The organism is Streptomyces sp. NRRL S-646 (assembly GCF_000720765.1).
Taxonomy (GTDB): Bacteria; Actinomycetota; Actinomycetes; order Streptomycetales; family Streptomycetaceae; genus Streptomyces.
This window is the reverse complement of sequence record NZ_JODC01000012.1, coordinates 148,135-167,626: the sequence shown is the minus strand read 5'-3', so window position 1 is coordinate 167,626 and position 19,492 is coordinate 148,135. Positions and strand designations below refer to the sequence as shown.

18 protein-coding genes are annotated in these 19,492 nt (G+C 69.6%); 11 read left to right on the top strand and 7 right to left on the bottom strand.

Features of this window, described 5'->3' with window-relative positions:
* Nucleotides 1–90 precede the first annotated feature (90 nt).
* From IH68_RS0131865 to IH68_RS0131855, 3 genes are all read left to right on the top strand, one after another.
* Complete coding sequence (locus IH68_RS0131865) at nucleotides 91–1,836, top strand: PQQ-binding-like beta-propeller repeat protein (RefSeq protein WP_030941898.1); 1,746 nt, start codon at nucleotides 91–93, stop codon at nucleotides 1,834–1,836.
* Between the two features lie 52 nt (nucleotides 1,837–1,888).
* Nucleotides 1,889–3,661, top strand: coding sequence for a PQQ-binding-like beta-propeller repeat protein (locus IH68_RS0131860; protein ID WP_030941896.1), 1,773 nt, complete (start codon nucleotides 1,889–1,891; stop codon nucleotides 3,659–3,661).
* Between the two features lie 269 nt (nucleotides 3,662–3,930).
* The gene (locus IH68_RS0131855) at nucleotides 3,931–4,623 is read left to right on the top strand and encodes a helix-turn-helix transcriptional regulator (protein WP_030941894.1); all 693 of its coding nucleotides are present in this window, start codon (nucleotides 3,931–3,933) and stop codon (nucleotides 4,621–4,623) included.
* A gap of 105 nt (nucleotides 4,624–4,728) precedes the next feature.
* Here the strand turns inward: IH68_RS0131855 and IH68_RS0131850 are convergent, their stop codons facing one another.
* Together IH68_RS0131850 and IH68_RS0131845 are read right to left on the bottom strand one after the other, a co-directional pair.
* Nucleotides 4,729–5,040, bottom strand: a complete 312-nt coding sequence (locus tag IH68_RS0131850; RefSeq protein WP_030941892.1) for a hypothetical protein — start codon at nucleotides 5,038–5,040, stop codon at nucleotides 4,729–4,731.
* Nucleotides 5,041–5,061: 21 nt separating this feature from the next.
* Nucleotides 5,062–6,753 carry a sodium:solute symporter family protein gene (locus IH68_RS0131845; protein WP_030941890.1) on the bottom strand — a complete coding sequence of 564 codons (1,692 nt, stop codon included), beginning with the start codon at nucleotides 6,751–6,753 and terminating at the stop codon, nucleotides 5,062–5,064.
* A gap of 178 nt (nucleotides 6,754–6,931) precedes the next feature.
* On the opposite strand from IH68_RS0131845, the gene galT reads away from it, so the two are divergent.
* The 3 genes from galT to galK are packed head-to-tail and all read left to right on the top strand — an operon-like array spanning nucleotide 6,932 to nucleotide 10,118.
* Complete coding sequence (gene galT, locus IH68_RS0131840; protein WP_030941888.1) at nucleotides 6,932–7,990, top strand: galactose-1-phosphate uridylyltransferase; 1,059 nt, start codon at nucleotides 6,932–6,934, stop codon at nucleotides 7,988–7,990.
* On the top strand, nucleotides 7,990–8,964 hold the full coding sequence (gene galE, locus IH68_RS0131835; RefSeq protein WP_030941886.1) for a UDP-glucose 4-epimerase GalE: 975 nt from the start codon (nucleotides 7,990–7,992) through the stop codon (nucleotides 8,962–8,964). The genes galT and galE overlap by 1 nt, the downstream gene beginning before the upstream one ends.
* Nucleotides 8,964–10,118 (top strand): galactokinase, encoded by a 1,155-nt coding sequence (gene galK, locus IH68_RS0131830; protein WP_030941884.1) that lies wholly within the window; start codon nucleotides 8,964–8,966, stop codon nucleotides 10,116–10,118. Before galE ends, galK begins: the two co-directional genes overlap by 1 nt.
* Before the next feature lie 85 nt (nucleotides 10,119–10,203).
* Here the strand turns inward: galK and IH68_RS0131825 are convergent, their stop codons facing one another.
* On the bottom strand, nucleotides 10,204–10,659 hold the full coding sequence (locus IH68_RS0131825) for a GNAT family N-acetyltransferase (protein ID WP_030941882.1): 456 nt from the start codon (nucleotides 10,657–10,659) through the stop codon (nucleotides 10,204–10,206).
* Nucleotides 10,660–10,947: 288 nt separating this feature from the next.
* Here IH68_RS0131825 and IH68_RS0131820 point away from each other — a divergent pair, with 288 nt between their 5' ends.
* Nucleotides 10,948–11,715 carry a LuxR C-terminal-related transcriptional regulator gene (locus IH68_RS0131820; protein ID WP_030941880.1) on the top strand — a complete coding sequence of 256 codons (768 nt, stop codon included), beginning with the start codon at nucleotides 10,948–10,950 and terminating at the stop codon, nucleotides 11,713–11,715.
* A 227-nt stretch (nucleotides 11,716–11,942) separates the two neighbouring features.
* On the opposite strand, the gene tamR is transcribed toward IH68_RS0131820, so the two are convergent.
* The gene (gene tamR / locus IH68_RS0131815; RefSeq protein WP_030941878.1) at nucleotides 11,943–12,440 is read right to left on the bottom strand and encodes a MarR family transcriptional regulator TamR; all 498 of its coding nucleotides are present in this window, start codon (nucleotides 12,438–12,440) and stop codon (nucleotides 11,943–11,945) included.
* 89 nt (nucleotides 12,441–12,529) lie between these two features.
* Here tamR and IH68_RS0131810 point away from each other — a divergent pair, with 89 nt between their 5' ends.
* From IH68_RS0131810 to IH68_RS53740, 3 genes are all read left to right on the top strand, one after another.
* Nucleotides 12,530–13,342, top strand: coding sequence for a trans-aconitate 2-methyltransferase (locus IH68_RS0131810; protein WP_030941876.1), 813 nt, complete (start codon nucleotides 12,530–12,532; stop codon nucleotides 13,340–13,342).
* 2 nt (nucleotides 13,343–13,344) lie between these two features.
* Nucleotides 13,345–13,737 (top strand): VOC family protein, encoded by a 393-nt coding sequence (locus IH68_RS0131805; protein WP_030941874.1) that lies wholly within the window; start codon nucleotides 13,345–13,347, stop codon nucleotides 13,735–13,737.
* Between the two features lie 64 nt (nucleotides 13,738–13,801).
* Nucleotides 13,802–13,975 (top strand): CsbD family protein, encoded by a 174-nt coding sequence (locus IH68_RS53740; protein ID WP_078912697.1) that lies wholly within the window; start codon nucleotides 13,802–13,804, stop codon nucleotides 13,973–13,975.
* Between the two features lie 26 nt (nucleotides 13,976–14,001).
* On the opposite strand, the gene IH68_RS0131795 is transcribed toward IH68_RS53740, so the two are convergent.
* Both IH68_RS0131795 and IH68_RS0131790 read right to left on the bottom strand, forming a co-directional pair.
* Nucleotides 14,002–14,679, bottom strand: a complete 678-nt coding sequence (locus tag IH68_RS0131795) for a TetR/AcrR family transcriptional regulator (protein WP_030941872.1) — start codon at nucleotides 14,677–14,679, stop codon at nucleotides 14,002–14,004.
* Nucleotides 14,676–15,680, bottom strand: coding sequence for an acyl-CoA desaturase (locus tag IH68_RS0131790; RefSeq protein ID WP_030941871.1), 1,005 nt, complete (start codon nucleotides 15,678–15,680; stop codon nucleotides 14,676–14,678). Before IH68_RS0131790 ends, IH68_RS0131795 begins: the two co-directional genes overlap by 4 nt.
* Nucleotides 15,681–15,993: 313 nt before the next feature.
* Here IH68_RS0131790 and ppc point away from each other — a divergent pair, with 313 nt between their 5' ends.
* A complete protein-coding gene (gene ppc / locus IH68_RS0131785) occupies nucleotides 15,994–18,741 on the top strand; it encodes a phosphoenolpyruvate carboxylase (RefSeq protein WP_030941869.1) in 2,748 nt (915 codons plus the stop codon).
* Nucleotides 18,742–18,810: 69 nt separating this feature from the next.
* Here the strand turns inward: ppc and IH68_RS0131780 are convergent, their stop codons facing one another.
* Nucleotides 18,811–19,488 (bottom strand): LPXTG cell wall anchor domain-containing protein, encoded by a 678-nt coding sequence (locus IH68_RS0131780; protein ID WP_030941867.1) that lies wholly within the window; start codon nucleotides 19,486–19,488, stop codon nucleotides 18,811–18,813.
* Nucleotides 19,489–19,492 lie beyond the last annotated feature (4 nt).

The window sequence follows — 19,492 nt, the reverse complement described above, 5'->3', positions numbered from 1 at the left end:
CCGTCTGAGAACTTTCTGAGTACGACTCTGAGTCTTTTGCGCACCTCAGGGCGTGGCTAAAAATCAGTGACTGAACGGGGGAACGCGCTGATGACCCAGCCGCCCAACCAGCCGCCGCAGGGCGGATTCGGGGCCCCGCCGCCCCCACCACCCCAGGGCCCGCCGCCCCCACCGCAGCCCGGCTACGGCTACCCCCAGGCACCGCAGGCGCCGCAGCCACCTCAGCAGCCGGGCCCGTACGGCCAGCCGGTCGCTTATCCCCAACAGCCCGGCCCCTACGGCCAACCCGGTCCGTACGGCCAGCCCGGTCCGTACGGCCAACCGCAGCAGCCCGGCCCTTACGGCGCGCAGCCCGGTTACGGCTATCCGCCGCAGCCCCAGTACCCCGGCGCGCCCGGCACCCCGCCGCCCGGCTCCGGCAACCCCTTCAAGGGGAAGCCGGGCCTCGTGATCGCGGCGGCCGTCGCCGCGCTGGCCGTCATCGGCGGCACCGTCTACGCCGTGACGAGCGGGGGAGACGACGACAAGAAGCCGGTCGCCGAACAGAGCGGCGACGCCAAGCCCACCGCGTCCGGCTCGGGCGGCTCCGGTGGCAGCGGCGGCGGTTCCGACCCGCAGGGCTTCAACTCGCGCCGCAGGACGGGCGAGGCGAAGGTGCTCTGGTACAAGTCGCCCCCGGACGCGCCCGGTGCGGGTGCCGAGGCTCCCGGCATGTGGATCACCGACAAGGCGGCCGTGAAGGCGGCGTACAAGCAGGTCTTCGCCTACGACGTGGCCGACGGCAGTCCGGCCTGGGACACCGTCACCTTCCCGCAGAAGATCTGCGCGGTCACCCCGCAGAAGTCGGCCGACGACAAGATCGTGGTGGCGTACGAGAGCGGCACCGGCCAGCGCGCCAAGTGCAACCAGCTCCAGCAACTCGACCTGGGCACCGGCGACAAGGGCTGGAGCGGCACGCTGCCCGAGGGCGCGCTGTTCGACAGCACCCTCAACATCTCCCTGTCCATCAGCGGCCGGACGGTGCTGGTGGGCCGCTCGCAGTCCGGGGTGGCGTACGACATCGACAGCGGAAAGAAGCTGTTCGACAAGAAGAAGTACGGCAGCGCCTGCTTCCCTACCGCCTTCGCCGGCGGCAGCAGGCTGATCTCCGTCGCGACCTGCTCCGCCAGCGAGCCGAACGAGCACGACGAGATCCAGGAGCTCGACCCCGCGACCGGCAGGGTCAAATGGACGCAGAAGTTCGACAAGGGCTGGTCGGTCGCGCGGACGTACTCCGTCGACCCGCTCGTCGTCTACAGCACCAACCAGGACAAGAAGGCCTGGAACATCTCGACCTTCGACGCGCACGGCAAGTTCCGCTCCCAGGTCGGCTTCGACGAGAACTTCGCCCCCCAGTGCGGCTGGGCGCTCCTCGAACGTGACCTGCAGGGCTGCAAGGGCGTGACGGCGGACGCTAACACCCTCTATCTGCCGACCGATGCGACCACCGGGCCGAACGAGATCGTCGCGATCAACCTCGCGAGCGGCAAGGAGAAGTGGCGCGTCAAGTCCCCGGCGGACGAGTCGATGCTGCCGGTCAAGGTGGAGGGCGGCAGGCTCATCGCCTATGTGCAGCCGTCGTACGACGCGGGCGGCCAGATCGTGTCGATCGCGACGGGCGGCTCCGGTCACACGCCGGTGAAGCTGCTGCAGAACCCGCAGAGCACGGCGGGCCTGGAGAGCGCCGTCTTCACCAAGGCCTTCGACTGGGTCGACGGACGCTTCTACCTCTCGCCCACCCGGATCAGCGGAAACGACGACTCGAAGGGCAAGTTGATGCTCGCCTACGGCAAGTGACCTCTCCCCAGGCCCCGTCGTCCCCGCCGCCCGCTCACGAGGTACCCACGCCATGACCCAGCCCCCGCCACCCCAACAGCCCCCGCAGCAGGGCGGCTTCGGCCCGCCCCAGGACCAGCGCCCGCCCCAGCCACCCCCGCAGCAGCCGGGATACGGCTATCCCCAGGCACCGCAGGCTCCGCAGCAGCCCGGGTACGGCTACCCGCAGGCGCCTCAACCGCCCCAGGCACCCCAGGGCCTGCCGCCACAGCAGCCCAACCCCTACCTTCAGCCCGCACCGCCCTACGGGCAGCCGCCGAACCCCTACGGCCAGCAGCCCGGTTACGGCTACCCGCAGCCGCCCGCGCCGCCGTACGCGCAGACCGGGCAGCCCGGCGGCGGGCGCAAGGGCAGCGCGCAGGGGGTGATCATCCTCGCGGCGGTCCTCGCCGTCGCCCTGCTCGTCGCCGGCGGAGTCTGGTACGCCTCGTCCGGCAAGGACGACGGCAAGAACGACACTGCGAGCTCCAGTGGCGGCACCGGGGGCGGCGACACCGGAGGCGCCGGCGGCAGCACGGCCAAGGGCGAGGAGAAGGTGCCCGCCCACACCGGCTCGCAGCTGCTGTTCAAGGTCCCGATGCCCCAGGTCGACGACACCACCGTCGTCTCCGGTTCGTGGCTCACGGACAAGGCGTATGTGAAGAGCGGCGTCGCCGAGATCACCGCGTACGACCGCGACAAGGGCAGCAAGCTGTGGACGATCAAGCTGCCCGGCCCGGTCTGCACGGTCAGCACGCACACCACCGACGACGACCGGACCGCCGTCGTCTTCCAGCCCAGGATGCCGCCGAAGGGCAGGTCGGAGGGGTGCAGCCAGGTCGCCGCGATCGACCTGGACGCGGGCAGGAAGCTGTGGACGAAGGCGCTGGGCTCCGGCGGCCGGGCGATGACCTTCGAGAACGTCACCGTCAGCGCGAACACGGTCGCCGCGGGCGGCGACTACGGAGGCGTCGCCTTCGACCTCTCCGGCGGCCGGCAGCTGTGGGCCCCGAAGCCCAAGGACACCTGCATCGACGCCGGGTACGGCGGCGGCGAGAAGCTGGTCGCGGTGCTGAAGTGCGGCTCGTTCAACGATCCGCAGCTGCACATCCAGACCATCGACCCGCAGTCCGGGGAGACGATCTCGGAGTACAAGCTGGCCACGGGTATCGAGTACGCCGCTGTCGTGTCGACGAACCCGCTGGTCGTGGCAGCCGACGTCGGCCACAGTGCGGGTGACGGCAGTGAGATCTCGGACTTCTTCTCCATCGACAACAAGACCGGCAAGCTCATCACCCGGATCTCGGCGCCGGGCAAGGACTACGCGGCCAAGTGCGACGCGATCTCCGAGCTGGAGCACTGCACCGGTGTCGCGGTCGGCAACGGCAGGCTGTACCTGCCCACCGAGGAGCACGACGGCACCGAGAACTACAGCCAGACCAACGAGATCGTCGCGTTCGACCTGGCCACCGGCAAGCAGAACGGCCAGCGCGCCGACGCCGGCGACGGCTACACGATCACCCCGCTGCGCATGGACGGAGGCAACGTGATCGCGTACAAGCACCCTCCGTACGACAAGGGCGGCCAGGTCGTCAGCATCGACGGCGGCTCCTTCAAGGAGACCAAGCTGCTGGAGAACCCGGCGGCGGGGTCGGTGCGGGATCTGGAGGGCGCCATGTCGCCCGACTACTCCGAGATCCTCTACTCGCAGGGCCACCTGTACCTGGCCGGCAAGTTCGCCGACAAGTTGACGAGTTCCGCCTCGGGAGAGAGGGTCCTCGCGCTCGCGCTGGGCGCCGGCGGCTGAACCACTGCTCGGCGGCCACGGCCCCGTCCCTGGTCAGGGGCGGGGCCGTGCGCGTACCGCCCATCACCCTCGAATGCGTGGAAAGCCAGAAATTCCGTCGATCAGGGGCACTTCTCACCGGTAGGGGGAGCGCAATGTCGAACAAGCGTGTAGCTTCCGGGGGCATGAAGAGCGGGGGAGCCGGGAGGGGGCTCCTGTCCGCGCGGACCGGTGGGCATCCATAGTGCGGCATCCATGGTGATCCATCGGGGGGACTGGGGGGTTGCTCGATGGGAGTGCGGCTCATGGTGGTCGACGACCACCGACTGCTCGCCGAGGCGCTGGCCTCGGCGTTGAAGCTGCGGGGGCACCGGGTGCTCGCCGCGGCGGCGCCTGCCGCGGGCGCGGCGGAGCTGGTGATCACCCGGGCTCCGGAGGTGTGCCTCCTGGGTACGGCCACACCGGCCGAGCCGGGCATCTTCGACCCGGTGGTGAAGATCAAACGGGAGCGTCCGCAGGTGGCGGTCCTGGTCCTGGGCCCGGTGCCGAGCCCGCGCGGCATAGCCGCCGCCTTCGCCGCCGGCGCCTCGGGCTACGTACGCCATGACGAGCGCATAGAGGGCGTCGAACGCGCCATCATGAAGGCGAGGGCGGGCGAGGCGGCCGTGGCCCCGCAGCTCCTCCAGGGAGCCTTCAGCGAACTCCTCAACCCCGCCGCCCAACCGGACGACGAGGGCCAGCGCCTGCTCCAGATGCTCACCCCGAGGGAGGTCGAGGTCCTGGTCAGGGTCGCCGACGGCGAGGACACCCGCCTGATAGCGGCCGGCATGGGCATCGCCCCGAGCACCGCGCGCACCCATGTGCAGAGGGTGCTGATGAAACTGGGCGTGGGCTCCCGCCTGGAGGCAGCGGCCCTGGCGGCACGGACGGGCTTGCTGGACCGGGCGGGGCCGGTGAACTCGGCCCCGGACCAGGCGCCGTAGGCGCCGTCAGGGGCGCGGGGCTGTGTCGATGTGCGGCTACCGCCGCGTGTGCGCGACCAGCCCCCACGCACCCGCGGACGGCACACAACCGTGGATCCAACGGCGCTATTCCGCCTGCTCCTCCGCCGGAGGCACAGGCGGAGGCGTCGGCCGCAGCCTCAGCCACACCAGGAAGAAGATGCCAAGCAGCAGCATCCCGATCCCGGTCCACAGATTGATGTTGACGCCCTGCGCCTTGTCGATCGCGGCCTGACCGTCGGTGATCCCGGCGATCGTCACGATGATCCCGTACAGCACGAACAGCCCGCCGATGATGCGCCGCAGGTCAAAAATGCGGGCCGCGGTAGCGGACTGCGACTGCAGCTCGGTGACCTCGCGCTGGACGTCCTTCTCGGAGTAACCGGAGTACTCAGACATGACTCTTCAATCCTCCCGCGTTCAGAACGAGAACGGGATGTAGCAGGCGGCTGCGAGGACGACCGCGCCCCAGCCCAGCAGGGCCGGCCGGCGGTACCAGGCGTCGTCTCCGGCGGCGGGCGGCTCGGACATGCCGGGCGAGGTGGTGCCGTAGACCAGGCCCTGGAGTTCCTCGGCCGGCTTGGGCCGGGTGAACAGGGACACGACCACCATCACCACCGCGCCGGCGACGAAGCCGACGATCGCGGAGACGAAGTTGGCGCCCTGGTCGGAGGGGATGTCGATGATGCCCCTCTTGTAGATCACGAAGTAGTTCACCATCGCGGCCACGGTGCCCGCGAGCAGACCCCAGAAGCCGGACCTCGCGGACGCGCGCTTCCAGAACATGCCGACGATGAAGACGACGAACATCGGCACGTTGAAGAAGGAGAACAGCGTCTGGAGGTAGCTCATGATGTTCGAGAACGACGAGGCCAGGAAGGCCGTGCCGACCGAGGCGCAGACGCCGACCACCGTGATCAGGCGGCCGAAGCGGACGTAGTAGCCGTCCTCGCGGCCCTTGATCACGTACCGGGCCCAGATGTCGTTGGTGAACACGGTGTTGAAGGACGACACGTTGGCCGCCATGCCCGCCATGAACGCGGCGAGCAGTCCGGTCACGGCGATGCCGAGGACGCCGTTGGGCAGCAGTTCCTGCATCAGGTAGGGGATGGCGTCGTTGTACTGGTAGCCGGACTTGGAGGTGCCGAAGCCCGGCACGATCGCGGCGGCGACCAGACCCGGGATCATCACCAGGAACACGATGAAGATCTTCGGGTACGCGGCGATCAGCGGGGTGCGCTGCCCTGCGGAGAGGTTCTTCGCGGACAGGGCGCGCTGCACCTCGGCGAAGTTCGTCGTCCAGTAGCCGAAGGACAGCACGAAACCGAGGCCGAGCACGATGGTCAGCCAGTTGGCGCCGAGCGGGTTGCTGCTGCCGATGCCGGTGCCTCCCCACGCCGTGGTGAAGTTCGCGCCGTGGGTCGCGGTGAGCTTGTCGGTCAGCCCGCCCCAACCGCCGACCTTCTTCAGACCCAGCACCACGATCGGGATCAGCGCCGCGAGGATCACGAAGAACTGCAGCACCTCGTTGTAGATCGCCGACGACAGGCCGCCGAGCGTGATGTACGCCAGCACGAAGGCGCCGGCGACCACGATGGCCACCCACTGCGGCCAGCCCAGCAGCGCCTCGACGACGATGGCGAGGGCGTAGAGGTTCACACCGGCGATCAGGATGGCGGCAAACGCGAACAGGATCGAACTGAGCAGATGTGCCCACTTGTCGAAACGGAGCAGCAGCATCTCGGGGACCGAGCGCACCTTGCTTCCGTAGTAGAAGGGCATCATCACCAGGCCGAGGAAGACCATGGCGGGGATGGCGCCGATCCAGTACCAGTGCACGGTGTAGGCGCCGTACTGCGCGCTGTTTGCGGCCATGCCCAGGATCTCGGTGGCGGCCAGGTTGGCCGAGATGAATGCGAGACCGGTGATCCAGGCGGGCAGGGAGCGCCCGGAGAGGAAGAAGTCGAGGCTGGTCTTCACCGATCTGCGGGCGGCGAATCCGATGCCGAGGACGACGGCGAAGTAGATGGCGAGGATCGTGTAGTCGAGCCCGTTCGTGGGGAGTCGTAGCTCGGCGGCCAGCTCCATGGCCTGGTATGTGGGGGTTTGCATAAGTACTCGCTTCGTCGCGTGAACTGATCCAGAGCGGAACCTACGCCTGCGTGTTCAGTAATTGAACACTTCCGTTGATGCTCTTTGTTGGATTGTGATGTTGACGGATGGGGGGGTGCGTGTTCCAATGTGTTTGGTTCTGTTTGATGATTGATGTGGCTCGAATAGGGAGTCCGCAGTGAAGAAGACCTCGACCCGCCTGGCCGACGGTCGCGAGTTGATCTACTACGACCTGCGCGACGACAACGTGCGCGACGCGGTGGACCTGCGCCCGCTGGAGCGGACCGTCACGTCCTCCGAGATCCGCCGTGACCCGCTGCTCGGCGACGCCATCGCCGTCGCCTCGCACCGCCAGGGCCGCACCTACCACCCGCCGGCCGACGAGTGCCCGCTGTGCCCCTCCCGGGACGGCCGGCTGAGCGAGATCCCGGACTCGTCGTACGACGTCGTCGTCTTCGAGAACCGCTTCCCCTCCCTGGCCGGCGACTCGGGCCGCTGCGAGGTCGTCTGCTTCACTTCCGACCACAACGCGTCCTTCGCCGACCTCACCGAGGAGCAGGCGGCGCTGGTCCTGGAGGCCTGGACGGACCGTACGTCCGAGCTGTCGCATCTCCCCTCCGTGGAGCAGGTGTTCTGCTTCGAGAACCGGGGCGCGGAGATCGGCGTGACACTCGGACATCCGCACGGCCAGATCTACGCCTACCCGTTCACCACGCCCCGCACCGCCCTGATGTTGCGCCAGCTCGCCCAGCACAAGGAGGCGACGGGCGGGGAGAACCTCTTCGACGCCGTCCTGGAGAGCGAACTCGCCGGTGAGCGGGTCGTCCTGGAGGGTGAACACTGGCTGGCGTTCGTGCCGTACGCGGCGCACTGGCCGTACGAGGTCCACCTGTACCCGAAGCGCCGTGTGCCCGACCTGCTCGGCCTGGACGAGGAGGCGCGCACAGAGTTCCCCAAGGTCTATCTGGAACTCTTGAGGCGCTTCGACCGGATCTTCGGCGAAGGTGAACCGCCCACGCCCTACATCGCGGCCTGGCACCAGGCCCCGTTCGGCGCGCTGGAGGAGTTCGAGGGCGTCAACCGTGACGACTTCGCGCTCCACCTCGAGCTTTTCACCATCCGCCGAACCTCCGGCAAGCTGAAGTTCCTCGCGGGTTCCGAGTCCGGCATGAATGTGTTCATCAACGACGTGCCGCCGGAGCGCGCGGCCGAGCGACTGCGAGAGGTAGCGAGTTGATGAGCGGTAAGTACCTGGTCACCGGGGGCGCGGGCTATGTGGGCAGTGTGGTCGCCCAGCATCTGCTGGAGGCGGGCCACGAGGTCACGGTCCTCGACAACCTGTCGACCGGCTTCCGCGAGGGGGTCCCGGCGGGCGCCGCCTTCATCGAGGGCGACATCCGCGATGCCGCCAAATGGCTGGACTCCTCCTACGACGCGGTTCTGCACTTCGCCGCGTTCTCGCAGGTCGGCGAGTCGGTCGTGAAGCCCGAGAAGTACTGGGACAACAACGTCGCCGGCACCATGGCGCTGCTCGGCGCGATGCGCGAGGCGGGCGTCCGCAAGCTGGTCTTCTCCTCCACGGCGGCCACGTACGGCGAGCCGAAGGAGGTCCCGATCGTCGAGTCGGCGCCCACCTCGCCGACCAACCCCTACGGCGCCTCGAAGCTCGCCGTCGACCACATGATCACCGGCGAGGCGGCGGCCCACGGCCTGGGCGCGGTCTCCCTGCGCTACTTCAACGTGGCGGGCGCCTATGGCAAGCAGGGCGAGCGCCACGACCCCGAGTCGCACCTGATCCCGCTGGTGCTGCAGGTCGCGCAGGGCAGGCGGGACGCGATCTCCGTCTTCGGCGACGACTACCCGACCCCGGACGGCACCTGCGTCCGTGACTACATCCACGTCGCGGACCTCGCCGACGCCCACCTGCTCGCGCTGCAGGCCGCCACCCCGGGCGAGCACCTCATCTGCAACCTGGGTAACGGCGAGGGCTTCTCGGTCCGCCAGGTCATCGAGACGGTCCGGCAGGTCACCGGCCACCCGATCCCGGAGGTCGTGGCCCCGCGCCGCGGCGGTGACCCGGCGGTCCTGGTGGCCTCGGCCGCCACGGCCCGCGAGAAGCTGGGCTGGAACCCGTCCCGCGCGGACCTCGCGGGAATCGTCGCGGACGCGTGGGAGTTCGCGCGGGCCATCAGCACAGCAAGGGAGCAGTAGTGCAGGCACAGCAGGTGCGGGACGGTTTCGTGGAGCTCTACGCAGCCGCGCCCGAAGGTGTCTGGTCGGCGCCGGGCCGCGTCAACCTCATCGGTGAGCACACCGACTACAACGACGGCTTCGTGATGCCCTTCGCGCTGCCGCACACGGCGGTGGCGGCGGTCTCGCGCCGCACGGACGGCGTCCTGCGCCTGCACTCGGCGGACGTCGAGGGCGGGGTCGTGGAGCTGCGCCTCGACGACCTGACCCCGGAGTCGGACCGCAACTGGACGGCCTACCCGGCGGGTGTCGTCTGGGCCCTGCGCGAGGCCGGCCACGCGGTGACCGGCGCGGACATCCACCTGTCGTCGACGGTCCCGTCCGGCGCGGGCCTGTCCTCCTCGGCGGCGCTCGAGGTGGTCGTGGTCCTCGCACTGAACGACCTCTTCGAACTGGGCCTGCAGCGCTGGCAGTTGGCCCGCCTGTGCCAGCGCGCCGAGAACGTCTACGTCGGCGCCCCCACCGGCATCATGGACCAGACGGCCTCCGCCTGCTGCGAGGAGGGCCACGCACTCTTCCTCGACACCCGCGACCTCTCCCAGAAGCAGATCCCCTTCGACCTGGCCGCGGAGGGCATGCGGCTGCTGGTCGTGGACACCCGCGTCAAGCACGCCCACAGCGACGGCGAGTACGGCAAGCGCCGCGCGGGCTGCGAGCGGGGCGCGGCGCTGCTGGGCGTGGACGCGCTGCGGGACGTCCCCTACGCCGACCTGGACGCGGCCCTCGCCCGTCTCGGTGACGACGAGGAGGCGGTCCGCCTGGTCCGCCACATCGTCACCGAGGACGAGCGGGTGGAGAAGACCGTCGCCCTGCTGGAGGCGGGCGAGACCCGGGCGATCGGCCCGGTTCTGATCGCCGGCCACGCGTCCCTGCGCGACGACTTCCGCATCTCCTGCCCCGAACTGGACCTGGTCGTCGACACGGCCCTTGCCTCCGGCGCCCTCGGCGCCCGCATGACCGGCGGCGGCTTCGGCGGCTCGGCGATCGTCCTGGCGGAGGCGTCCGACGTGGACACCATCACCAAGGCGGTCGAGGAGGCATTTGCCTCCGGCGGTTACGCGGCTCCGAGGGTGTTCGAAGCGGTGCCTTCGGCAGGTGCGCGGCGCTTGAGCTGAGCCCTCTCTGGGGGCTGCCGCCCCCAGACCCCCGCCTTTCGGCCTGAACGGCCTCGTCCTCAAACGCCGGACGGGCTGATTGGTGTCACCCCAGCTGCTTCGTCAAGGTGTACTCCGTGATCCCCGGCGGGTAGTCGGGGATGACGCACACCACCTCGTACCCCCGCTTCTTGTAGAACCCCGGCGCCTGGAAGTCCCAGGTCTCCAGCCGGACCGATGTGCAGCCCCGTTCGTCGTGCGCGATCCGTTCCGCCTCCGCCAGCAGCCGTGAGCCAAGACCCGCGCCCCGCCATCGCTCGTCGACCCACAAATACGCGACGTGCAGCCAGGTCGTCCAGGTGTGGCCCACCAGGCCGGCGGCCAGCTCGTCCTGCTCGTCCAACACCCAGACGTGGAGCGGACGTTCACGTTCGGCCGGGGTTCTGCGCAGGGCGCGCAGCACGGGGGAGGCCTTTGTGTTGGTGTCGCGCAGCCGGGAACGGAGAAGATCGCGCCGGGTCCTGTCGACTTCTGTCTCAAGACGAAACATGCGGCTCACGATAAACGCGCCGGCCAGCCAGTTCTGCAAATTACCTTCCGCTCTCGGCCCCCGGCCGTACCCTGATGAGCAGCACCGGTGGGGGCCGGTGCCGATCAGGGGGCGAGACAGTCGGGTACGACGCCCGAAGTGGGGGTAGCAGTTCCGCACGGCGGCGGCCGTGCGGTGTGCCGTTCCGGTCCCAGGTGGTCACAGACGACCTGGGATGCTTCGGGCGCCGTACCTGCGCCCGTGCCGTCTCCCGACAATGGGGTATCCCCTGCTCTTGGAGAGCATGGGGAAGGGGGTTTCGTGGTTCGCATCCGAGTCCTGGTCGTCGACGACCATCGCATCTTCGCCGAGTCGCTCGCCGCCGCTCTTGCGGCCGAGCCCGATGTCGACGTCTCCGCGGCCGGCAGCGGTCCCGCCGCGCTGCGCAGCCTGGAGCGTGCGGCAGCCGAGGGCCGCCGGTTCGACGTGCTGCTCGTCGACTCCGACCTGGGGGGCAACGTGCCGGGCGTACGGCCCGCCGTGCCCGTCCAGGAAGGCAATGAGGACGGGCTCGTCGACGGGATCTCGCTGGTCGCCGGCGTGCGTTCCGGGCAGCCCGGCGTACGGATCGTCGTCCTCGCCGAGAAGGACGATCCGCGGCGTGCCGCGCTCGCCCTGCAGGCCGGGGCCTCCGGCTGGGTCGCCAAGGACTGCTCGCTGTCCCGGCTGCTCAATGTCATCCGGGGCGTCCTGCGCGACGAGACACATCTGCCGCCCGCCCTGCTCACGGGCGTCCTCAGGGAGTTGACGGCCGCGCGCAAGCACCGCACCGAGAGCGAGCGGCTGGTGGAGTCCCTCACGCCGAGGGAGCGGGAAGTGCTCAGGTGCATGGTCGCCGGGCTGGGGCGCAAGGCCGTCGCCGAGCGCCTGTTCCTCTCCCCGCACACCGTCCGCACCCATATGCAGAACGTCCTGGGCAAGCTGGGCGTCCACTCCACGCTCGCCGCCGTCGCGCTCGCGCGCCGCGCGGGCGTGGGGCCGGTCGATCTGGCCGGGGATGTTGTCGAACGGGGCGGTCAGCTGGCGTAGGGGAGGGGCCGGCCCTGGCGGGTGGAAAGCAGCAGCGCCTGATCAACGCCGGTGGGCGGCAACGCCGTATCAGGGGCGCGGGGCTGTGCCGATTTGCGGCTACCGCCGCGATGGGGGTCCCCCCGCTCGAGCGAAGTCGAGAGTGGGGGAGCGACCAGCCACAACGAAGCCGCAGACAGCCGACGACTCCTCGCGGCACTACCCATTCGGCTCTCCCAGCGGAGCGCCTAGCCGGGGATGTTGTCGAACGGGGCGGTCAGCTGGCGTAGCAGCCCTGCGAGTTCACCGCGCTGGGCACGCGACAGCTCGGCGAGGATCGCGCGCTCCTGGTCGAGCAGTCCGGCCAGGGCCTGGTCCGCGCGGTCCCGGCCCTCGTCCGTCAGCCGCACCAGCACACCGCGGCGGTCGCTCGGGTCGGGCAGCCGCTCCACCAGGCCCTTTTTCGCCAGGCGGTCGATGCGGTTCGTCATCGTGCCCGAGGTGACCAGGGTCTGCGTCAGCAGCTGCCCCGGCGAGAGCTGGTACGGCGTGCCCGCGCGCCTGAGCGCCGTCAGCACGTCGAACTCCCAGGGCTCCAGGCTGTGCTCGGCGAAGGCCAGCCGGCGGGCCCGGTCCAGATGCCGGGCCAGTCTGCTCACCCGGCTGAGCACCTCGAGCGGTTCCACGTCGAGGTCCGGACGCTCCCGGCGCCACGCTGCGACCAGTCGATCGACCTCGTCCTCCATGACGATCAGTGTAGTGGTTGTGTCGATGTGAAGTCTCTTGACATCAAGTCTCTTGACATCGAGAGAAGTGGACGGGGAAGGTAGGAGACATGAGCACCCCCACCTGGGACCCCACCCAGTACCTCCGCCACGCCGGCCACCGCGCCCGCCCCTTCGCCGATCTCCTCGCCCGCATCCCGGCCCTGCCCACGCAATCGCCCCGCATTGCCGACCTGGGCTGCGGCCCGGGCAACGTCACCGTCTTCCTGGCCGACCGCTGGCCCTCCGCCCACATCACCGGCTACGACAACTCGCCCGAGATGCTGGACAAGGCCCACGTCGACCACGCCGGCCCCACCCCCGGCGGCGGCCGCCTCGACTTCGCCCCCGCCGACGTACGGACCTGGGCGCCCGCACAGCCGTACGACCTGATCGTCAGCAATGCCACCCTCCACTGGGTGCCCGGTCACGCCGACCGCTTCGCCGACTGGATCGCCGCCCTCAAGCCCGGCGGCACCTTCGCCTTCCAGGTCCCGGACAACATCGACGCCCCGCTGCACGCCCTGATGCGCGAACTGGCCGCCACCCCCCGCTGGAAGCCCCGCCTCGCCGACGTCCTGCGCCACGAGGACTCCGTCCACACCCCCGGCACCTACCTCGACCGCCTCGCCCGCCTCGGCTGCGCGACCGACGTGTGGCAGACGACGTACTTCCACGTCCTTCAGGGCGAGGACCCGGTCCTGGACTGGGTCAAGGGCACCGGCCTGCGCCCCGCCCTCACCGTCCTCGGCGACGACCCCGAGGCCCGCGACGCCTTCGTCACCGAGTACCGGGACCTGCTGCGCGAGGCCTACCCGACCGCGCCGTACGGCACGGTGCTGCCCTTCCGCAGGCTCTTCGCGGTGGCCGTGAAGGAGGCCTGACCATGATCACCGCCATTGACCACGTCCAGCTCGCCGCACCGCCCGGCTCCGAGGACCGGCTGCGGGCGTACTACGTCGACGTCCTCGGGATGACCGAGATCCCCAAGCCGCATGTGCTCGCGGCGCGGGGCGGGTGCTGGTTCCAGGCGGGTGCCGTGCAACTGCACCTGGGGGTCGAGGCGGCCCCCGCCGGAGGCGGAAAATGTCACTGTCGGCCCGCGAGGAAGGCCCACCCCGGGCTGCGGGTCACCGACATCGAGCGTTACGCCGCCCGGCTGCAGGCTCACGGGACGCAGGTGGAGTGGGACGGGAACCTGCCGGGCCATCGGCGCTTCTACTCCGAGGACCCCGTGGGGAACCGGCTGGAGTTCCTGGAGCCGGTGACCGCTGTTTGAGCGGCCCTGCAGAGGTCACCCGCTGAGGTGACACCGACACCGAACCCTGCAGGGGGTGAGAGACGTGGCGAAGGAAGAGAAGGTCAGGGGCAAGAAGGAACAGATGAAGGGCAAGGCCAAGGAAATGACGGGTCGCGCGGTCGGCAACGAGCGCATGACCACCAAGGGCAAGGCCGAGCAGATGAAGGGCGACGCACGCCAGGCGAAGGAGAAGGGGAAGGACACCTTCAAGCACTGAGCGGGGCGCACCCCAGGGCGCCGGAGTCAGCTCTTCCGGCGCCCGATCAGATGCGGCTTGGCCTCCAGCCCGTCAAGGCCGTGCCACGCCAGGTTCACCAGATGCGCCGCGACCTCCGCCTTCTTCGGACGGCGCACGTCCAGCCACCACTGGCCGGTCAGGGCGACCATGCCGACCAGGGCCTGCGCGTACAGCGGGGCCAGCTTCGGGTCGAAGCCGCGGGACTTGAACTCACGGCCCAGGATGTCCTCCACCTGGGTGGCGATGTCCGAGATCAACGAGGCGAAGGAACCCGTCGACTGCGGGATGGGCGAGTCACGGACCAGGATGCGGAAACCGTCCGTGTACTCCTCGATGTAGTCCAGGAGCGCGAACGCCGCCTGCTCGCAGAGCTCACGGGGGTGGCCGGCCGTCAGGGAACTCGTCACCATGTCCAGCAGGCGCCGCATCTCACGGTCCACCACCACCGCGTACAGCCCCTCCTTGCCGCCGAAGTGCTCGTACACCACCGGTTTGGACACCCCGGCCTTCGCCGCGATCTCCTCCACCGACGTGCCCTCGAACCCCTTGGCGGCAAACAGGGTGCGACCGATCTCGAGCAGCTGCTGACGGCGCTCGGCCCCCGTCATCCGGGTGCGCCGCGCTCGCCGCGGCTTCTCATTCGTCGGGGTGCTGCTGGAGTCGGTCGCCACGGCGTCAATCATGCCGCCTTCGCCGACTCCTTCCGGGGCTGAGAGCCTTCCTCGCCGGTGTTGCGGCGTGAATCGATACGCGAGCGTGACGGCCAGCGCACGTCGTACGCCCAGCCGAACGCCTCGAACCAGCGGATGATGCGCGCCGAGGAGTCCACCTGGCCGCGCATCACACCGTGCCGCGCCGAGGTCGGGTCGGCGTGGTGCAGGTTGTGCCAGGACTCGCCGCAGGACAGCACCGCCAGCCACCACACGTTGCCGGACTTGTCACGCGACTTGAAGGGCCGCTTGCCGACCGCATGGCAGATCGAGTTGATCGACCAGGTCACATGGTGCAGCAGAGCCACCCGAACGAGTGAGCCCCAGAAGAAGCCGGTGAACGCACCCCACCAGGACATCGTCACCAGACCGCCGATCAGCGCCGGCAGGGCCAGGGACAGCGCGGTCCAGAGGATGAACTGGCGGGAGATCGCACGGATCGCCGGGTCCTTGATCAGATCCGGCGCGTACTTGTCCTGAGGCGTCCGCTCCTCGTCGAACATCCAGCCGATGTGCGCCCACCACAGGCCCTTCATCAGCGCCGGAACCGTCTCCCCGAAACGCCAAGGGGAGTGCGGGTCGCCCTCCGCGTCGGAGAACTTGTGGTGCTTGCGGTGGTCGGCGACCCAGCGGACCAGCGGCCCCTCCACCGCCAGCGAACCGGCGACGGCGAGTGCGATGCGCAGCGGGCGCTTCGCCTTGAAGGAGCCGTGGGTGAAATAGCGGTGGTAGCCGATCGTCACACCGTGGCAGCCGAGGAAGTAGAAGAAGACCATCAGGCCGAGGTCGAGCCCGCTCACGCCCCAGCCCCAGGCCAGCGGGACCGCCGCGAGGAGCGCCAGGAAGGGGACGACGATGAAGAGGAGAAGTGCGAGCTGCTCGACTGACCCCTTCTTTTCGCCGCCGAGGGTTGCCGAGAGCGGGGTGTTGTTCGCTTTCGGGGCGTCGTCGATCACATCGGAACTTGTGGTCATGGGGCGTCCCCTGTGGGGTCGAGGGTTGTGAGGGTGATGCCGGGGTGGCCATCGGAACCGTGCCCGGATTCCGTTACGACCGTCCCTACGGTTCCGTAACCTACGGCGTCGTAAGTATGGCAGCGAGTCGCCCGGCGGCAAGAGCCCAAAATCATGCGCGTCCGCATGGACACCTATCCTGGAGTCGGTCGGACAGCGCGGTCCGCTCTGAATTCATTCCCGGATGTCAGGGCCGTATGCGGCGCCCGCCGCGCGGCCCCGGGCACCGGGTTCCCCTCCCGGACGAGCTTCAACACTGCAAGGAGCCGCACCTGTGAGCAGTGCCGACGACCAGACCACGACGAGCAGCGAACTGCGCGCCGACATCCGGCGGCTGGGAGACCTCCTCGGCGAGACCCTCGTGAGGCAGGAGGGCCCCGAGCTGCTGGAACTCGTCGAAAAGGTCCGCCGCCTCACCCGCGAGGACGGAGAGGCCGCCGCCGAACTGCTGCGCGGCACCGAACTGGAGACCGCAGCCAAGCTGGTCCGCGCCTTCTCCACCTACTTCCACCTGGCCAACGTCACCGAACAGGTCCACCGCGGCCGCGAACTGCGCGAACGGCGCGCCGCCGAGGGCGGCCTGCTGGCCCGTACCGCCGACCGGCTCAAGGACGCCGACCCCGAACACCTGCGCCAGACGGTCCGCCACCTCAACGTCCGCCCCGTGTTCACGGCGCACCCCACCGAGGCCGCGCGCCGGTCGGTCCTCAACAAGCTCCGGCGCATCGCAGCACTCCTGGAGACCCCGGTCATCGAGGCCGACCGCCGCCGCTACGACACCCGTCTGGCCGAGAACATCGACCTCGTATGGCAGACGGACGAGCTGCGCGTCGTACGCCCCGAGCCCGCCGACGAGGCCCGCAACGCCATCTACTACCTCGACGAACTCCACGCCGGAGCCGTCGGCGACGTCCTGGAAGACCTCACCGCCGAACTGGAGCGGGTGGGAGTCAAGCTCCCCGACGACACCCGCCCCCTCACCTTCGGCACCTGGATCGGCGGCGACCGCGACGGCAACCCCAACGTCACCCCACAGGTCACCTGGGACGTCCTGATCCTCCAGCACGAACACGGCATCAACGACGCCCTGGAGCTCATCGACGAACTGCGCGGCTTCCTGTCGAACTCCATCCGCTACACCGGCGCCACGGACGAGCTCCTGGAGTCCCTCCAGGCCGACCTCGAACGCCTCCCCGAGATCAGTCCCCGCTACAAGCGCCTCAACGCCGAGGAGCCCTACCGCCTCAAGGCCACCTGCATCCGGCAGAAGCTGGAGAACACCAAGCAGCGCCTCGCCAAGGGCACCCCGCACGAGACGGGCCGCGACTACCTCGGCACCGGCGAGCTCCTCCAGGACCTCACCCTCATCCAGACCTCCCTGCGCGAGCACCGCGGCGGCCTCTTCGCCGACGGCCGCATGAACCGCACCATCCGCACCCTCGCCGCGTTCGGCCTGCAGCTCGCCACCATGGACGTACGCGAACACGCGGACGCCCACCACCACGCCCTCGGCCAGCTCTTCGACCGCCTCGGCGAGGAGTCCTGGCGCTACGACGACATGCCCCGCGACTACCGCGCCAAGCTCCTCGCCAAGGAGCTCAGGTCGAGGCGGCCGCTGGCCCCCACCCCGGCGCCCGTGGACGCACCCGGCGAGAAGACCCTCGGCGTCTTCCAGACCGTCAAGCGGGCCCTGGAGGTCTTCGGACCCGAGGTCGTCGAGTCGTACATCATCTCCATGTGCCAGGGCGCCGACGACGTCTTCGCCGCCGCCGTCCTCGCCCGCGAGGCCGGACTGATCGACCTGCACGCCGGCTGGGCCAGGATCGGCATCGTGCCTCTCCTGGAGACCACCGACGAGCTCAAGGCCGCCGACACCATCCTCGAGGACATGCTCTCCGACCCGTCCTACCGGCGCCTCGTCGCGCTCAGGGGCGACGTCCAGGAGGTCATGCTCGGCTACTCCGACTCCTCCAAGTTCGGCGGCATCACCACCAGCCAGTGGGAGATCCACCGCGCCCAGCGCCGCCTGCGCGACGTCGCCCACCGCTACGGCGTACGACTGCGCCTCTTCCACGGCCGCGGCGGCACCGTCGGACGCGGCGGCGGCCCCTCCCACGACGCGATCCTCGCCCAGCCCTGGGGCACCCTCGAAGGCGAGATCAAGGTCACCGAACAGGGCGAGGTCATCTCCGACAAGTACCTCATCCCCTCCCTGGCCAGGGAGAACCTGGAACTGACCGTCGCCGCCACCCTGCAGGCCTCCGCCCTGCACACCGCGCCCCGCCAGTCCGACGAGGCCCTCGCCCGCTGGGACGCGGCCATGGACGTCATCTCCGACGCCGCCCACGCCGCCTACCGCTCCCTCGTCGAGGACCCGGACCTGCCGACGTACTTCCTCGCGTCGACGCCGGTGGACCAGCTCGCCGACCTGCACCTGGGCTCCCGGCCCTCCCGCCGCCCCGGCTCCGGCGTCTCCCTCGACGGCCTGCGTGCCATCCCGTGGGTCTTCGGCTGGACCCAGTCCCGGCAGATCGTCCCCGGCTGGTTCGGCGTCGGATCCGGCCTGAAGGCCCTGCGCGAGGCGGGCCTGACTGCAACATTGGGAGGAGAGGGCGTGCTCGACGAGATGCACGAACAGTGGCACTTCTTCCGCAACTTCATCTCCAACGTCGAGATGACCCTCGCCAAGACCGACCTGCGGATCGCCGCCCACTACGTCGACACCCTCGTCCCCGACGAACTCAAGCACGTCTTCGACACCATCAAGGCCGAGCACGAACTCACCGTGAGCGAGGTGCTCAAGGTGACCGGGGAGAACGAACTCCTCGACGCCGCCCCGGTGTTGAAGCAGACCTTCTCCATCCGCGACGCCTACCTGGACCCGATCTCCTACCTCCAGGTCACCCTCCTCAAGCGCCAGCGCGACGCCGCGGCCGCCGACGAACAGCCCGACCCGCTGCTCGCCCGCGCCCTCCTGCTCACCGTCAACGGCGTGGCAGCGGGCCTGCGCAACACCGGCTGACCCCACCCACCCGGACATGAGGGTGCCCCCGGGCTCGTACGAAGCCCGGGGGCACCCTCATGCCGTACATCAGGCCTTGCGGCGACGCACCACCAGGTAACCGCCACCGGCCACCAGCGCGGCGGCAACACCCGAGAGCAGACCCACCGGAGCGCCGTTACCCGTCTCGGCCAGGTCACCGCCGGAACCGCCCTGCGGCGACGCGGAAGCAGACCCGGACGAAGACGAAGACCCGGGCGACGACGGGGAGGACGAAGACGAAGAGGAAGACGGAGACGGAGACGCCGAGGAAGACGCCGACGGGGAAGGCGTCGAACCGCTGCCGCCGCCCTCCGAGTCCTTGCAGTCCGTCCAGAACACCTTGTGCTTGGCGGCACCCTTCTCACCGTCGAAGTTCCAGAACAGCTTGTAGTGCCCGTCGGACAGCGACAGGTTCTCCGTACGGCCATGACCCTCGGAGTCGAGCGTGATGGCGCCGGTCTTCACCGTCTCGCCCTTCACACCGGCCGTCGGAGCCCAGGCCTCGATGTGCCAGTCGACCTGCTGGACCGCGTCGAAACCGAACGCGTCCAGATAGAACGTGCAGACGTGCGGCTCGTTGCGCTTCAGCTCCTCGCCGGTGGTGGCGTCATGGATCTTCACGGTCCCGTTGTCACCGGGAGCAGTGGCGTGAGCGGCAACAGGCGCCGAGAACAGCGCCGCCGCGGCGACGGCGGTCAGAGCGCCGGCGCGGGAGAGGGTACGCATGGGG

Excerpts from the sequence above, each read along its gene's own strand:
- IH68_RS0131805 (WP_030941874.1), top strand. The coding sequence starts at position 13,345 with ATGATCACCGCCATTGACCACGTCCAGCTCGCCGCACCGCCCGGCTCC.
- IH68_RS0131865 (WP_030941898.1), top strand. The coding sequence starts at position 91 with ATGACCCAGCCGCCCAACCAGCCGCCGCAGGGCGGATTCGGGGCCCCG.
- IH68_RS0131850 (WP_030941892.1), bottom strand. The coding sequence starts at position 5,040 with ATGTCTGAGTACTCCGGTTACTCCGAGAAGGACGTCCAGCGCGAGGTC.
- IH68_RS0131860 (WP_030941896.1), top strand. The coding sequence starts at position 1,889 with ATGACCCAGCCCCCGCCACCCCAACAGCCCCCGCAGCAGGGCGGCTTC.
- IH68_RS0131780 (WP_030941867.1), bottom strand. The coding sequence starts at position 19,488 with ATGCGTACCCTCTCCCGCGCCGGCGCTCTGACCGCCGTCGCCGCGGCG.
- galE (WP_030941886.1), top strand. The coding sequence starts at position 7,990 with ATGAGCGGTAAGTACCTGGTCACCGGGGGCGCGGGCTATGTGGGCAGT.
- tamR (WP_030941878.1), bottom strand. The coding sequence starts at position 12,440 with ATGGAGGACGAGGTCGATCGACTGGTCGCAGCGTGGCGCCGGGAGCGT.
- IH68_RS0131795 (WP_030941872.1), bottom strand. The coding sequence starts at position 14,679 with ATGATTGACGCCGTGGCGACCGACTCCAGCAGCACCCCGACGAATGAG.
- IH68_RS0131790 (WP_030941871.1), bottom strand. The coding sequence starts at position 15,680 with ATGACCACAAGTTCCGATGTGATCGACGACGCCCCGAAAGCGAACAAC.
- IH68_RS0131845 (WP_030941890.1), bottom strand. The coding sequence starts at position 6,753 with ATGCAAACCCCCACATACCAGGCCATGGAGCTGGCCGCCGAGCTACGA.
- IH68_RS0131810 (WP_030941876.1), top strand. The coding sequence starts at position 12,530 with ATGAGCACCCCCACCTGGGACCCCACCCAGTACCTCCGCCACGCCGGC.
- IH68_RS0131855 (WP_030941894.1), top strand. The coding sequence starts at position 3,931 with ATGGGAGTGCGGCTCATGGTGGTCGACGACCACCGACTGCTCGCCGAG.